At 65.4% G+C, this 14,982-nt stretch carries 13 protein-coding genes; 10 read left to right on the top strand and 3 right to left on the bottom strand.

What is annotated here, in order from left to right; genetic code table 11:
* Positions 1-8 precede the first annotated feature (8 nt).
* From ACYPYD_RS06710 to ACYPYD_RS06695, 4 genes are all read left to right on the top strand, one after another.
* A complete protein-coding gene (locus ACYPYD_RS06710) occupies positions 9-980 on the top strand; it encodes a sugar phosphate isomerase/epimerase family protein (protein ID WP_459662557.1) in 972 nt (323 codons plus the stop codon).
* A 282-nt stretch (positions 981-1,262) separates the two neighbouring features.
* Complete coding sequence (locus tag ACYPYD_RS06705; RefSeq protein ID WP_459662556.1) at positions 1,263-2,525, top strand: M20/M25/M40 family metallo-hydrolase; 1,263 nt, start codon at positions 1,263-1,265, stop codon at positions 2,523-2,525.
* A 242-nt stretch (positions 2,526-2,767) separates the two neighbouring features.
* The gene (locus ACYPYD_RS06700; protein WP_459662555.1) at positions 2,768-5,065 is read left to right on the top strand and encodes a TonB-dependent receptor; all 2,298 of its coding nucleotides are present in this window, start codon (positions 2,768-2,770) and stop codon (positions 5,063-5,065) included.
* Positions 5,066-5,210: 145 nt separating this feature from the next.
* Positions 5,211-6,503 carry a glutamate carboxypeptidase gene (locus ACYPYD_RS06695; RefSeq protein WP_211150850.1) on the top strand — a complete coding sequence of 431 codons (1,293 nt, stop codon included), beginning with the start codon at positions 5,211-5,213 and terminating at the stop codon, positions 6,501-6,503.
* Between the two features lie 5 nt (positions 6,504-6,508).
* Here the strand turns inward: ACYPYD_RS06695 and egtD are convergent, their stop codons facing one another.
* Complete coding sequence (egtD, locus tag ACYPYD_RS06690) at positions 6,509-7,495, bottom strand: L-histidine N(alpha)-methyltransferase (RefSeq protein WP_211150851.1); 987 nt, start codon at positions 7,493-7,495, stop codon at positions 6,509-6,511.
* A gap of 3 nt (positions 7,496-7,498) precedes the next feature.
* On the bottom strand, positions 7,499-8,749 hold the full coding sequence (egtB, locus tag ACYPYD_RS06685) for an ergothioneine biosynthesis protein EgtB (RefSeq protein ID WP_459662554.1): 1,251 nt from the start codon (positions 8,747-8,749) through the stop codon (positions 7,499-7,501).
* A 246-nt stretch (positions 8,750-8,995) separates the two neighbouring features.
* On the opposite strand from egtB, the gene ACYPYD_RS06680 reads away from it, so the two are divergent.
* The 4 genes from ACYPYD_RS06680 to ACYPYD_RS06665 are packed head-to-tail and all read left to right on the top strand — an operon-like array spanning position 8,996 to position 12,108.
* A complete protein-coding gene (locus ACYPYD_RS06680; RefSeq protein WP_008831732.1) occupies positions 8,996-9,553 on the top strand; it encodes a peroxiredoxin in 558 nt (185 codons plus the stop codon).
* 46 nt (positions 9,554-9,599) lie between these two features.
* Positions 9,600-10,850 carry a protein-disulfide reductase DsbD family protein gene (locus tag ACYPYD_RS06675; protein WP_211150853.1) on the top strand — a complete coding sequence of 417 codons (1,251 nt, stop codon included), beginning with the start codon at positions 9,600-9,602 and terminating at the stop codon, positions 10,848-10,850.
* A 54-nt stretch (positions 10,851-10,904) separates the two neighbouring features.
* Positions 10,905-11,486, top strand: a complete 582-nt coding sequence (locus tag ACYPYD_RS06670) for a sigma-70 family RNA polymerase sigma factor (RefSeq protein WP_211150854.1) — start codon at positions 10,905-10,907, stop codon at positions 11,484-11,486.
* Positions 11,479-12,108, top strand: a complete 630-nt coding sequence (locus ACYPYD_RS06665; protein ID WP_211150855.1) for an NrsF family protein — start codon at positions 11,479-11,481, stop codon at positions 12,106-12,108. Before ACYPYD_RS06670 ends, ACYPYD_RS06665 begins: the two co-directional genes overlap by 8 nt.
* Positions 12,109-12,149: 41 nt before the next feature.
* On the opposite strand, the gene ACYPYD_RS06660 is transcribed toward ACYPYD_RS06665, so the two are convergent.
* Positions 12,150-13,079 carry a LysR family transcriptional regulator gene (locus tag ACYPYD_RS06660; protein ID WP_211150856.1) on the bottom strand — a complete coding sequence of 310 codons (930 nt, stop codon included), beginning with the start codon at positions 13,077-13,079 and terminating at the stop codon, positions 12,150-12,152.
* A gap of 120 nt (positions 13,080-13,199) precedes the next feature.
* Here ACYPYD_RS06660 and ACYPYD_RS06655 point away from each other — a divergent pair, with 120 nt between their 5' ends.
* Complete coding sequence (locus ACYPYD_RS06655) at positions 13,200-13,898, top strand: pirin family protein (protein ID WP_211150857.1); 699 nt, start codon at positions 13,200-13,202, stop codon at positions 13,896-13,898.
* A 282-nt stretch (positions 13,899-14,180) separates the two neighbouring features.
* Positions 14,181-14,840, top strand: a complete 660-nt coding sequence (locus ACYPYD_RS06650; protein ID WP_008832628.1) for a hydrolase — start codon at positions 14,181-14,183, stop codon at positions 14,838-14,840.
* Positions 14,841-14,982: the final 142 nt, after the last annotated feature.

The following is a 14,982-nucleotide window of genomic DNA, read 5'->3' as shown; positions in this document are numbered from 1 at the left end:
AGACTGTCATGGACCTTAGCCGCCGCTCCCTTCTGACCGCCGTCGCTACCGGCATGGCCGTCGCATCGATGCCCGCCTTCGCGCGCGCCGCTGGCGGCCGCGTGCGCATCGGCGTGCAGACCTACAGCCTGCGCGACCTGCTGCCGACGCCGGGCGACATGGTCGACAAGATGATCCGCGAATGCCGCGACCTGAAGGTCGACATGATCGAGCTGTTCGAGCCGACCGTACAGCCCCCTGCCCTTTCCGCCAACGCGCCTTGGGCGTTCACCGGCGGCAAGCCGACCGAAGCCTCGCTCTACGGCCGCCCGCCCGAAGGCCCGCGCCCGGCCGAAGAGCTGCAGAACCGCGAGGACATCCGCCAGTGGCGCCTCGCCACCCCGGTCAGCCATTTCCGCGAGATCGGCCGCCGCTTCCGCGCCGCCGGGATCGAGATCCAGGCATTCAACTTCGGCCTCAAGGACGATTGCACCGACGCCGAAGTGGAGTGGGGCTTCGCGGTCACGAAGGCGCTCGGCATCAACCTGATGACCGCTTCCACCACGCTGTCGATGGCGAAGCGCACCGTGCCGTTCGCGGCCAGGCACCGCACGATGCTGGGCCTGCACGGGCACTCGAACTTGCGCGATCCCAACCAGCTGGCCACACCCGAGAGCTTCGAGCAGGGGCTGGCGATGTCGCCGTGGTATCGCCTGAACTTCGACATCGGCCACTTCGCCGCCGCCGGGTTCGACACCCTGGGCTTCCTGCACAAGCACCACGAGCGGGTCTGCAGCGTCCACCTCAAGGACCGCAAGGCGAACTTCGGCATGAACATGCCCTTCGGCGAAGGCGATACGCCGATCGCGGGCGTGGTGCGCACGATCTCCGAGAACCGCTGGAATATCCCCCTGATCCTTGAATACGAATATGCCGGCGGCTCCTCCGAAAGCGAGCTGCGCCGCGCGATCGACTACGTCGAGCACCACGTCGCCCGCTGATCGCGCGCCCTTCCGCGCGATCAGCCCAGGCGCGGCTGCGGCCGGAAACCCTCCTCTTTCCGGCCGCAGGAACCGATACGTCAATTGGGATTTTGTGAATTCACTTTTGGCTTGAAACGATATCCACATTGCAATACAAGAAATCGTCACACAGTAGAATCGCATGAAAAATACGCCGAATCGGGTAACATCCCGGATCATCAATGCGCCAAACTCTCGCGATTTCGTACAAATCATGTGACCTGATTGCTCATCAGGAGAATTCAGATAATGCCCTTCGCCATGGCCATTCTGGCAGCAGCCGCCGCAGCGCCTGCCCCTGCCAAGCCAGCCACCCCGCCGGTGGTGGAGCGCGTTATCGCGACGTCGTCTTTCAAGGCCGCCGCGCAGTCCCTGCGCGCCGATCACGAGCGCTTCGTCGATGAGATCATCCGGATCACCCAGACCCCGTCCCCGCCCTTCGGCGAGGCGGAGCGCGGCAGGCTCGTGGCGCAGATGATGCGTGACAGCGGCTTCCGCTCGGTCTCCATCGACGAAGTCGGCAACGTCATCGGCCTGCGTCCCGGCCGCGATGCCAGGCTGCCGCCGCTGGTGGTCGCCGCGCACCTCGACACGGTTTTCCCAAAGGGCACCGACGTCACCGTGAAGCGCGAGGGCACGAAGCTGCGGGCACCGGGCATCGGCGACGATTCGCGCGGCGTCGCCACCTTGCTGGTGCTCGCCCGCGCGATGGACAAGGCGGGCATACAGACCGACCGCGACGTGCTGTTCGTCGGCAACGTCGGCGAGGAAGGCCCCGGCGACTTGCGCGGCATGCGCCACCTGTTCTCCACGAACGCGCGCGCCAGGGCAGCCGCCGGCTTCATCAGCATCGACAGTTCGGGCTCGGGCGGGATCGTCACGCGCGGGGTCGGTTCGAACCGCTACCACATCGTCTTCTCCGGCCCCGGTGGCCACAGCTACGACAAGTTCGGCATCGTCAATCCGATGGTGTCGCTGGCGAAGACGGTGACCGAGCTTTACCAGATCGCGGTGCCCGCCACTCCGAAGGTGACGTACTCGGCCAGCGTCGTGGGCGGCGGCACCTCGGTGAACACGATCCCGCCGCAGGTCTTCCTCGACGTCGACATGCGCTCGATCTCACCGGAGGAAGTCGCACGCGTCGATGCCGAACTGCGTGCCATCGCGCAAAAGGCGGTGGACGAGGAGAACGCCGCGCGCTCAACCGCGCGCGGCAAGGTCAGCGTCGATTTCCAGGTCATCGGCAAGCGTCCTGCGGGCCATACCGACGAAACGAAGGGCATCGCCGCCATCGCCTTCGGCGTGGCCGAGGCATTCGGTTACGAGGGCCGCTTCATCGAGGTCTCCACCGATGCCAACGTGCCGATGAGCCTGGGCATCCCGGCGATCACCATCGGCTCTGGCGGCACCGGCGGCTCCGAACATTCGCCCGACGAATGGATCGACGTGGCGCTCGAACCCAGCCTCAAGGGCCTGACCGTCGATCTGGCCACCATCATCGCGGCGGCCGGCGCGAAACCGTAACGACCAGACAATGCCGCATCGTGCCGCACGAGCACGAGGCTCACGAACGAGAGGGCGAGGACACACAAGACAAGCAGGCAGGAGCGAACCGGCAGCCCGCAACGGGCGTCGCACCGAAATACCATGAACCTTCAAATCTAAAATATCCATCTTCCGCGACCAGCCTCACCCCATCGGTGACGGACAATCGAACAGGCGGGGGATGCGACAATCGGGGAATGAACATGAGCGTGGGATCCTTTATGTCGAGAACGTCCGTCTTCGCGGTTTGCGCGGCGGCCTGTTCGATCAGCCTGCCTGCCTTCGCGCAGGAAGCCGCCAGCACCGAAGGCGGCCTCAGCGAGATCGTCGTCACCGCCGAGAAGCGCCCGAGCACCGAGCAGAAGACGCCGCTCTCGCTGACCGTGCTGAGCGCCGAGACGCTCCAGCGCAACAGCGTCGGCAACGTCGATGACATCAGCCGCATCGCGCCTTCGGTCTCGATCACCAATTCAGGCGCGGCACCGATCATCGCGGTGCGCGGCGTCTCCAGCCGTGACGTCACCGAGATCGGCGACCCCGCCGTCTCGATCAGCATCGACGGCTTCAACCTCCAGCGCGCGACCAGCCTGCAGGCCGGTTTCTTCGACCTCGAGCGCATCGAAGTGCTGCGCGGTCCGCAAGGCACCCTGCTCGGCCGCAACGCCACCGGCGGCGCGATCCAGGTGATCACCGCCAAGCCCTCGCTCGACGGTTTCAAGGCACAGCTCGGCGGCGAGATCGGCAACTACGATCTCTACTCGACCAAGGGCATGGTGAACCTGCCGCTTACCGACGACCTCGCCATCCGCGCCTCGTTCCAGACGCGCGACCGCAACGGCTTCCGCGACACGCCGGGCAAGGACGGCGACGACGAGCACAGCAAGGCCGCACGCCTGCACGTGCTGTGGAAGCCGACCTCTCGCCTCAACGTGCTGCTGACCGGCGAATACGCGCACAACAACGGCGTCGGCACCGTGATCAACGGCTTCCCGCTGCAGACCTACACCGCCGCCAACGTTCCCAGCGGCTTCAACGTCGGCGACCTCATCCTGACCGCACCCGACAAGGGCAACGGCAAGAGCTTCTACAGCCCGGACGGCGGCTTCATGCGCTACACCGTATGGAACGTGCGCTCGCAGATCGACTACGACCTCGATTTCGCTACGCTGACCTACCAGGGCGGCTATCGCCACTTCGAATACGGCCGCAAGTATGCCTTCGGCGGCAATCCCGGCACCAACCGCCAGACCATCTCGTTCGAGCAGTACGAAGACGTCGGCACCTGGAACCACGAAGTACGGCTGTCATCGAATTCCACCGGCCCCTTCAAGTGGCAGTTCGGCGCCTACTACTTCCGCGAGACCAACGACTTCGTCGGCCTGTTCACCGATTACCCCGATCAGGACAGCATGCATGGCGACTACTTCCTCATCCAGCGCTTCACCTATCCCGACATCACCGCCGAGGCCAAGGCGCTGTTCGGGCAGGCTTCCTACGAGATCGTGCCGGGCCTGACGGCATCGCTGGGCGCGCGCTACTCGAAGGACAAGAAGGATCGTCACACCAACATTCTGACGACCAACTACAACACCTACATCAACACCCGCTGCGACCTGACCGATAGCTGCGCCTACAGCACGACCACCGGCTACCAGATCGCCAAGTCGAGCAAGACGACGTTCCACGCCGGGCTGGACTACCAGGTCACGCCGCAGAACATGGTCTATGCCAAGTTCGACACCGGCTACAAGGCAGGCGGCTTCACCGACCTCGGCGTCTACGATCCCGAGACCGTGAAATCCTACGAGATCGGCGCCAAGAACCGGTTCTTCGGCAATACGCTGCAAGTCAATCTCTCGGCCTACCTGTACGACTACTCCAACCAGCAGGTCAGCCAGTCGGTCATCAACTCGGCGGGCGGTGTCTCGGTGCAGATCCTGAACGCGGGCAAGTCGCGCTACAAGGGCATCGAACTGGACACCATCTGGCAGCCGACGCCGGACGACCAGTTCTCGGTCTACATCGCCTACTCGCATGCCCGCTACGTCGATTTCGCCACCGGCACCAGCGGCGTGCTGCTGCGCTATGCGCAAGCCGACGGCCGCGCCGAGCCGGTCTACGGCAGCGACGGCAGCACCGTGGTCGGCTACAACTACCAGCTGTCTGGCAAGCGTCCGCCGCAGTCGCCCGACTGGTCGATCAACCTGGGCTACCAGCACGACTTCCACGTGCTGGGCGGCACCCTGACGCCGCGCGCACAGACGCATATCGAATCGAAGAGCTACTTCCAGATCTATAACTTCGATACCGACAGGCAGAAGGGCTATACCCGTTCCGACCTGATGGTGACCTACACCCCGGACGCGGCGAACTGGACGCTGACCGCCTACGTGCGCAACCTCGAAGATCGCCTGATCCTCGCCAACGGCGCCCTGCCGACGAGCACGACCTACCAGTCGTATCGCTACCAGTACCAGGCGCCGCGCACTTTCGGTGCGTCGCTGACCTTCAACTGGTAAGCAGCGGGTTCGGCCCAATGGACTGTGGGGGCGGCGCTGCGAAGCGTCGCCCTTGTCCGTTTGGCAGGCGCCGCTCCTGAACCACAGCCCAACACCGAAGTGAATCCTGAATTGCGCATCGGCGAACATCCAAGGAGCCCCTATCATGTCGCACCCCGCCCCATCCCTGTTTTCCGGCAGGCTGAAACGCCCCAGCCGGGTGCTCCGTAGCCTGCTGGTGTCGCTAGGGGCTCTTTGGGTGCCGTTGGGTGCCGCCGCGGCCACCCCATCGCAAGCAGCACTGAAAGCCGAGGTGGAGCGGCAGGTTCCGGCCTCGATCCGGCAGCTCGGCGAGATGGTCTCGATCGATTCCGGCTCGTCCGACGCGCCCGGCCTCAAGGCGATGGCGAACTATCTCGACGCGCGCCTGACCGCCCTTGGCGCCAGCGTGGAGCGCAAGCCGGTGCCGCCCGCCGCGGGCGACATGCTGGTCGCCACGCTACACGGCAAGCGTGCGAACAGCGGCGGCCCACGCTTCCTCCTGCTCGCTCACATGGACACCGTCTACCAGTCCGGCACGGCCGCGAAATGGCCTTTCGCGATCAAGGGCGACATCGCCACCGGCCCCGGCGTCAGCGACGACAAGGGCGGCATTGCCGTGGTGCTGGGAACGCTGGAAATGCTGCGGAAGCTGGGCTTCGGCGACTACGGGACGATCACGATCGCGTTCAATCCGGACGAGGAGATCGGCTCCCCCGGATCGCGGCACTTGATCGAGCAACTGGGCGCCGAGCACGATTACGTCCTCTCCTGCGAGCCTGGCGGCAAGCAGCGCATCCTCGCCACCAGCGGCATCGCCACGCTTTCCCTCAAAGTGGAAGGCAAGGCCTCCCACGCCGGCGTCGCTCCGCAGGATGGCCGCAATGCACTGGTCGAGGCGGCCGACATCATCGGCCGCACCGCCGCCCTCTCCGATCCGGCCAAAGGGTTCAAGTTCAACTGGACGATCGCGCAGTCGGGCTCGAAGCACAACATCATCCCCGACCTTGCCGAAGCCACCGCCGACATCCGTTACATCGACGAGGCCGACGTCACCGCCACGATGGCGCACCTGCGGCAACTCGCGGCCACCCCGGCGGTGGAGGGCACGCGTGTGAGCTTTACTCTGGGTCGCAACCGCCCGCCGATGGTCCCCACCGACAAGGCCCGCGAAATGGCCAAGGTCGCAGCCAGGGCCGGGCGCGAGTTCGGCTATCCGATCACGATCCTCGACAAGCCTTTCGGCGGCGGCAGCGACGCGGCCTATGCGGCGGTTTCAGGCAAGTCCGGCGTGGTCGAGAGCTTCGGCCTCGGCGGCGAGCACGCCCACACCTTAGGCGAGGAAACCGCAGACCTCGGCTCCATGCCCTCCTCCCTCTACGTGATGGCGCGCACGATCATGCTGCTATCGGGACGGTAGCGGCATCACGCGGTCAATTCGTCGCCGATCGCGCGGGCCAGGATCACCATGAACTTGTCATCGGCATCGCCAAAGCCCTGCAGCGGCTCCCAGCCGCCAGCCAGCAGCAGGGTATCGGCGCTGCGCGGGTCGTACTTGTGGCTGTTCTCCGTGTGGATCGTCTCGCCGGTCGCCATGGCGAAGGCGCGGCCGCAGACCTCGAAGTCGATGTCGCGCGTCGCGGCGATGTGCATCTCGATCCGCGCACGTTCGTCGTTCCAGACCGCGCGGTGAGCGATGCCGTCGCGAGGGATCGTACCGCCAAGTTCCCGGTTGATCCTGTCGGCGAGATTGAGGTTGAACGCCGCCGTCACGCCTCGCGCATCGTCGTAGGCGCAAACCAGTTCCGTCTCGCTCTTGATCCGGTCGAAGCCGATCAGCAGCAGGCTTCCCGCGCCCAGCGTGCGGCGCATCGAGCGCAGCAGGTCGGCGGCGGCCATCGGTTCCATGTTGCCGATCGTGGAGCCGGGGAAGAAGCCCAGACGCGGGTGCTGCCCCACTTCGGCGGGCAACGTGGCGGGCTGGCTGAAGTCCGCCTCGACCGGGTAGATCGGAAGGTCCGGGTAACGCGCCGCCAGCGCTTCGCAGGACTCGCTCAAGAATTCGCCCGAGATGTCGATCGGCACGTAGGCGGCGGTCCAGATCGCGCCGAGCAGCAGCGGCGTCTTGGTTGCGCTGCCCGCACCGAATTCGACGACGACGTGGTGCTTCGATCCCACCATGCGCCCGATCCGCGTGGCATGGGCCATGAGGATGCCGGTCTCGACACGGGTAGGGTAATATTCGGGGAGGCGCGTGATCTCCTCGAACAACTGGCTGCCGCGATGGTCGTAGAACCAGCGGGCGGGGATCGCCTTGCGTTGCTGCGAAAGGCCGGTCAGCACGTCGCGGCGGAATTGGGCGCGCAAGGCATCGCGGGAGGCGTCGATCAATTCGCGGACGGCGGTGGCCATGATCTACAGGTCCTTAGCTAGACGCACGCCGGTGAACTGCCAGCGCTTCTCGGGGGGAAAGAAGTTCCGATACGTAGCGCGTGAATGCCCGCGCGGGGTCGCGCAACTGGCGCCCTTGAGTACGCACTGGCCGGACATGAACTTGCCGTTGTACTCCCCCACTGCGCCGGCGGCCGGGCGGAAGCGCGGATAGGGAAGATAGGCGGAACGGGTCCATTGCCAGCAGTCCCCGAACAGGCCGGGCGAGCCTTGGGGATGGACGCCGACAGCTTCGTCAAGCTGAGCACCGCCGACCGGATCATGGCTGGCTGCGGCGACTTCCCACTCGAACTCGGTGGGCAGGCGGTGCCCGGCCCAGGTGGCAAAGGCGTCTGCTTCGTAGCACGAGACATGCGTTACGGGCGCCTCGGGCCGGATCGGCTGGAGGCCGGACAGCGTGAAGGCCGCCTCGCCGCGCCAGTAGAGCGGTGCCGCGATGCCCTCGGCATTGATCCACGCCCAGCCGTCCGAGAGCCATAAGGCCGGGTTACGATAGCCGCCATCGGCGATGAATTCCGCCCACTCGCGGTTGGTCACGAGACGACGTGCGAGGGCGAAGGGCTCCAGCAGCACGTCATGCGCCGGACTTTCGTTGTCGAAGGCGAAACCGCCCGGTCCCCGGCCACCTTCATGGCCGATGCGATAGCGTCCACCCTCCTGGCTTTGCCATTCCACCGGTGCCGCTGGCGAAGCGCCGCGCTCCAGCAAAGGCGCATAGGCAGGAGCCAGCGGGTTCAGGGAAAGCGCATGCTTCACATCCGTAAGCATCAGTTCCTGGTGCTGTTGCTCGTGGTTCAGTCCCAGTTCGATCAGCGCGGCAAGTTCGGGGCGATCCAGAAGCAGTTCCACATGCGCATCGACATGGGCGCGGTAAGCCAGCACCTCGTCCAGCGAGGGGCGCGAGAGCATTCCACGCTGCGGGCGCGCATGGCGCGGCCCTTCCGCCTCGTAGTAGGAATTGAAAAGGAATGGCCATGTCTCGTCGAACAGACGGTAGCCCTCAAGGTGATCGCGCAGTACGAAAGTCTCGAAGAACCACGTCGTATGCGCCAGATGCCACTTCGCCGGAGAGGCGTCCGGCATGGACTGGATCGTGGCATCCGCATCGGACAAAGGCGCGGCCAGCGTTTCGGTAAGGCAGCGGACAACGGCGAAACGCTCGGCCTGCGGTGCGGGGCAGGCCACCAAGGGCGAGCGGTCGGTCGTGGTGGCCATGCCGCTCTAACGGCCGATGCCGCTGCGGGATGCATGACGGAATTAATATTGCGACGAATTGCGCCCAGCCGCATTCGCTCCGGGACGAGTAGTCCATCCGCAAGCGAAGTCTCCCGGATCCACCCTGCGGCAGAAAAATGCGGCGAGTGATTTTCGGACCGCAACTTTTTGCCGCGCTCCAGCGAACAGCCATGGGAAGGCGCCCGATCGGAGCGCCTTCCCATGATACCCGTTGGAGCAGAGCCGATGAAAATCCGGAAGAATTTCGCCTTGTCGCTGGCCGTTGGACTATTCGCGGCCGCCGTGCCGAGCCAGAGCTTCGCCGCCCTGCCGCAAGGCGCCAAGGCCCCTGACTTCACGCTGCACGCCGCGCTGGGCGGCAAGCCCTTCGACCTCTCTCTGGCAAAGGCGCTGAAGAAGGGGCCGGTCGTGCTTTACTTCTTCCCCGCCGCCTTCACTTCCGGCTGCACGGTAGAGGCGCACCTGTTCGCCGAAGCCACCGGCGATTTCAAGAAACTGGGCGCCAGCGTGATCGGCGTGACCGCAGGCAATGTCGAGCGGGTCGCCGAATTCTCGAAGTCCGAATGCCGCAACCAGTTCGCCGTCGCCGCCGACCCGAACGCCAAGGTCGCCGCCAGGTTCGACGCAACGATGCAGGGCGGCAAGCAGACGATCTCTAACCGCACTTCGTTCGTGATCGCCCCCAACGGCACGATCCTGCTCAGCTACACGGACATGAACCCGCAGGCCCACATCGAGAAGACGATGGCCGCGGTGCGTGCGTGGAAAGCGAAGCACGGCTGACCTTTTCCTCCACGATCGATCCTTCCTGTCGCCAAGAGGCCCCGTCATGCTTGTTGCCCTTTTGTCCGCCTTCCTGGGCGGGCTGATCCTGAACCTGATGCCTTGCGTCTTCCCGATCATCTCGCTCAAGGCGTTCGGGCTTGCGCGGCAAGGCGGCGACCCACGACAAATGCGACGGGAAGGGCTGGCGTTCCTCGGCGGAACCCTGCTGGCGATGCTGGCGCTGGCCGGAACGCTGATCGCCTTGCGCGCCGGCGGCCAGGCGGTGGGCTGGGGCTTCCAGCTCCAGTCCCCGCTCGTCGTCGCACTGCTGGTGCTGGTGCTGCTTGGCTCTGCACTCAATCTTGCCGGTCTCTTCGAGTTCGGACTGGGGCTGCAGCGCATGGGCCAGACGATGGACGGGAAGGATGGCCTGCTTGGCGCAGCGCTCACCGGCGCTCTGGCGGTGGTCGTGGCGACGCCCTGCGCCGGTCCGTTCATGGCGGGTGCCATCGGCTTTGCGCTCGTCCAGCCGCCGCTGGCCGCGCTCGCCATCTTCGCGGCGCTGGGCGCGGGCGTGGCGGCACCGTTCACGGCGCTGTCCTTCAGCCCGGCGCTGGCGCGGCGTCTGCCGAAACCCGGTGCCTGGATGACGACGCTGAAGCACGCGCTGGCCTTTCCGATGCTCGCCGCCGCCGCATGGCTGCTGTGGGTGCTGGCGCAGCAGACGGGCAGCGCGGGGCTGGCGCTGATGCTCGGTTGCGCCTTGCTGCTGGCGTTCTCTTGCTGGATCTATGGCATGGCGCAAAGGCGCACGATGTCCGGCCGTCCCGCGCGTGCGCTGCACACCGTCGCCGTTGTCGGTGCGGCCGCGATCGGTGCGCTTTTCGCCATGCCGGGAGGCGCCCTGCAAACACCTGCCGCACCCGTACAGACACAGGCATCCGCAGCGCCGGTGACCGACGGACCGGTGCCCTGGTCACCCGAAGCGGTCGCGAAGGCACAAGCGTCAGGTCACGCAGTCTTCGTCGATTTCTCGGCCGAGTGGTGCCTGACCTGCAAGGTCAACGAAAAGGCCGTGCTGTCCACCGCCGCGTTCAGGTCCGCCATCGCCGACACCGGCGCGACCTACATGGTGGCGGACTCGACCAACTATGATGCGCGGATCGAGCAGGCTATGATGGAACTCGGTCGTTCCGGGCTGCCGCTCTACCTCGTCTATCCGGCGAAGGGCGGCGATCCGGTGATACTGCCGCAAGTTCTGGACACGAAGACCGCCATCGATGCACTGCGGACGGCTTCCGGCAAGAAGGTTTGACGAGACGATGAATGCGATCCCGACCGACCATGCCGGGGGCTGCGTGGCACCCGCGTGACGGACGAACTGCTGCTCGAGGATGCGCCGCGAGAGGAGGCATGGCCCGCCCTGATGCAGCGGGCGCAGGATGGCGACCAGCGCGCCTACCGGCTGGTCCTGCGCGCGCTGGTGCCGGTCGTCCGGGTTCGGGTGCGGCGGCGCATCTTCGATGACGTGCTGGCCGAGGACGTGGTTCAGGAGGTGCTGATGACGCTTCATCGCCTGCGTCACACTTACGATCCCGCGCTGCCGCTGATGCCCTGGGTTTCGGCCATCGTCTCGGCAAGGTCCGTGGATGCGCTACGCCGACAGCGCCGATCCCGCGGCCGGGAGATCAATCGGGAAGAAACCCTGGACGGCGCCATCGACCCCGTCGCGGCGGCGGCCTTCGAAGCGATCGGCGCCGAACGGGAACTCGCGGGCATGCTGAACTTGCTGCCCGAACGCCAGCGGCAGATGATCGAGATGGTGAAGCTGCAGGAGATGTCGCTCGATGCCGCCGCGCAGGAAAGCCGGCTCTCCGTTTCCGCCGTAAAATCCTTGCTGCACCGCGCGATCGTCAGGTTGCGCGAACATGGAAAGCAGACACATGGTTGACCATGACACCCTGATCGATACGCTTTGCGACGAGGCCGTGCCGGTACGCCGCGTGGCTCCGGCGTGGCGGCGGGCCCTCGCCTGGAGCCCGGTCGCGCTAGGCATCGGTTATCTAGCGACCCAAATGCTCCACCGCGCCGGTACGGATTGGGCCGGTCCGCTTGCCGGGGTCGCCGCCGCCAATATCGTATTGTCACTTGTCCTGGGTATCGCCGCGTTCACAGCCGCCTTGTCGGCCAGCGTGCCTGGCGCCCCCGCGCGGACGAGCGGCTGGATCATGGCGTGCCTGGGCATCTGGCTGACGCTGGCGGCCTACAGCATCGGCATATCCAGCCAGCCCGTCGGGCATCTGGGGCACGGCAGCTATTGCTTCACGTTCGTACTGGTAGCCGGAGTTCCCATGATTGCTATCACCGTGCTGGCACTGCGGCGAACGCGGTCGCTCAATCCGGTGCGGTCGCTGATGCTCGCGGGGACGGGAATAGCGTTCCTGTCGTTCGGGCTACTGGCGTTCTGCCATCCCATCGCGATGTCGGCGATGGACTTTGCCGGCCACCTTGTGGCCGGCATCCTGCTCGGTGCGCTGACCATCGGACTCGGGCGCAAAGCGATCGCGGCCTGAAGGCGCGGATCAGTCGCCCGGAATGCGCTCGATGCCATTCGTCAGACATCGCCCATTCCCTCCATTTCACGATCATCCTGGCCGAGTGTGACGAACTGGTCCAGAAGCCAGCTTGCCGCAGGACCGGGAGGCGTATCGCGCCGCCATATGCCGGAAAAGCGATACGTCCCCCCGACATGGTCCGGCATCGCCAGTCGTACCAGCGTTCCGGCGAAGAGATCCGCCTCGATCATCGGCATCGGCATGTTCCCCCAGCCGATTCCCTGCCGCAGCAGCGCATGCTTGGCGCCGAGATCGGCAAGCCGCCAGGTCTTTGGGCTGAACACCGAGTAGTCCTGCCCTTCGGTGAAGCGCGAACGGTCGGAGAGCACCAGCTGCGTATAGTCCCGCCCCGCGCCGGGTTCGATCTTCATCATGCGGCCCAGCGGATGATCGGGCGCGGCCACCGGCACCATCGCCACCGAGCCCGCCGAGCGGCTGTCGATACCCTCGACACCGGCCGATAGCGGACCGGACAGCCCGACCACCGCCTCCTTGTCCAGCACCAGCGCGGTTATGGCGCCCAGCGCCTCGACATGAAGGCGCAGTTGGACGGTGGGGAATGTCACGGCGAAGTCGCGCAGCACCAGCCCGACGCGGTCGGCGGGCAGCATGACGTCGAGCGCCAGGTTCACCTCGGCCTCAAGCCCGTCGAGCATGCCCTTCACCTTGGCGCGCAGCCCGTCCACACCCTGCGAGATCGCCTTCGCTTCGGCCAGCACCGCGCGTCCCTGTTCCGTCAGTTTCGGCCGCCGGGTGCCTTCGCGCTCGAACAGCATCACGCCGAGCTGCGCCTCCAGATTGGCGATGCCATAGCTGATGACCGAGACCGCACGGTTCAGCTTGCGTCCGGCGCCTGCGAAACTGCCGGTCTCCACGATCGTCTGGAAGATCGTCAACTGATCGAGCGTCGGTGTGCCTGGGTTATTCACTTTTCTATTTCCTCGAAAAGACCGATTGGTTTTATCTATCTGAACGGAAAAGATCGCAACCCATACAAAGGGCTCAACGAAGCGGCACTCTCAACCCGCAGCTTCCACCGGAGACCCAAGATGATCGAACTTCGTCCCTTCGACAGCCTCGGCGGCGCCAACCACGGCTGGCTCGACGCCAAGCATCACTTCTCCTTCGCCGACTACCACGATCCGGCCCGCATGCACTGGGGTAACCTGCGCGTGTGGAACGATGACACCATCGCGCCGAAGACCGGCTTCCCGCCGCACCCGCACCGCGACATGGAGATCATCACCTATGTCCGCGAAGGCGCAATCACCCACGAGGACAGCCTAGGCAACAAGGGCCGCACCGAAGCGGGCGACGTTCAGGTCATGAGCGCGGGCACCGGCGTGCGTCACTCCGAATACAACCTCGAGGACGTGACCACGAAGATCTTCCAGATATGGATCCTTCCCACCCGCAACGGTGAAAAGCCCAGCTGGGGCGCCCGTCCCTTCCCCAAGGGCGACCGCGCCGGACACTTCGAAACGCTCGCCTCGGGCTACGACGGTGACGGCGGCGCCCTGCCGATCCGCACCGACGCCCGCATCGTCGCCGCGACGCTGAAGGCCGGTGAGACGGCCGAGTATCCGATCGGCGCCGACCGCAAGGCCTATCTCGTCCCGGCGAGTGGCGCCGTGAAGATCGACGACGTGCAGGTCAATGCCCGCGACGGCGCGGCGATCCGCGACCTCGACGTGATCCGCGTGACCGCGATCGAGGACAGCGAACTCGTCCTCGTCGACGCCGCCTAACGATACCTCATCCGCGACCGGCCCTTTCGAAGGCGGGGCCTGTCGCCAGCCTGAGCCGAACCGCGTGCCCCCCTCGATCGGGTGTAATACTTTCGGTTGATTCCGCGGCCATGCGGTTCGGCTCATAAGCCTCTCGCAAGCTCTCGACACCCCGAACACTGGTTCGATCTTTTCGATTTAATCGAAAGTTCGGAACGATTTTATGCGCCTATCTGGAACGACCATCTCGCTCCAGTATGCATCTCAACGGGCAAGGACGCCCAGCAACAGGAGGACCTACCAATGACGCTCACCGCAACTGCGACCCCCGGCAAGTCGCTGATCTCGCCCGACAACCACGCGCTCGTCCTGATCGATTTCCAGTCGCAGATGAGCTTCGCGACCAAGTCGATCTCGCCCGAACTGCTGCGCAACAACGCGGCGCTGATCTCGCGCGGTGCAAAGTCGTTCAACGTCCCCACCATCCTCACCACCGTCGCCGAGAAGAGCTTCTCCGGCCCGATGTTCGACGAGATCACCGACGCCTTCCCCGGCCAGGAACTGCTCGACCGCACCAGCATGAACACTTGGGAAGACGAAGCGGTGATCTGCGAGATCAACCGCATCGGCAAGCAGCGCATCGTCTTCGCGGGGCTCTGGACCTCGGTGTGCATCGTCGGCCCGGTGGCATCGGCGATCGAGCAGGGCTTCGAAGCCTACGTCATCACCGACGCCTGCGGCGACATCTCGGAAGAAGCGCATGAGCGCGCCGTGCAGCGCATGATCCAGCTTGGCGCCGTGCCGATGACCTCGCTGCAGTATCTGCTCGAACTGCAGCGCGACTGGGCGCGTACCGAGACGTACGACAGCACCACCGGCATCGCCAAGGTCTGGGGCGGCGCTTACGGCCTGGGCATCAAGTACGCCAAGTCCATGTTCGGCGCGTCCGAAGGCGGTCACTGATTTAAGCTCGGAACCGGCGGCTCATCACCCCCCGACCCTCATCGGGCCGCCGGTTCCACCCCCTCTTCAGGAGGGGGCTTCGACAAGCTCAGCCTGAGCGGTTTCATAGTACAGTCCTGTTCCCGCTCAGGCTGAGCTTGTC

It is taken from the genome of Novosphingobium sp. 11B, from assembly GCF_054589055.1.
The sequence above is the reverse complement of the archived record's forward strand: the minus strand, read 5'-3'. Positions and strand labels throughout refer to the sequence as shown.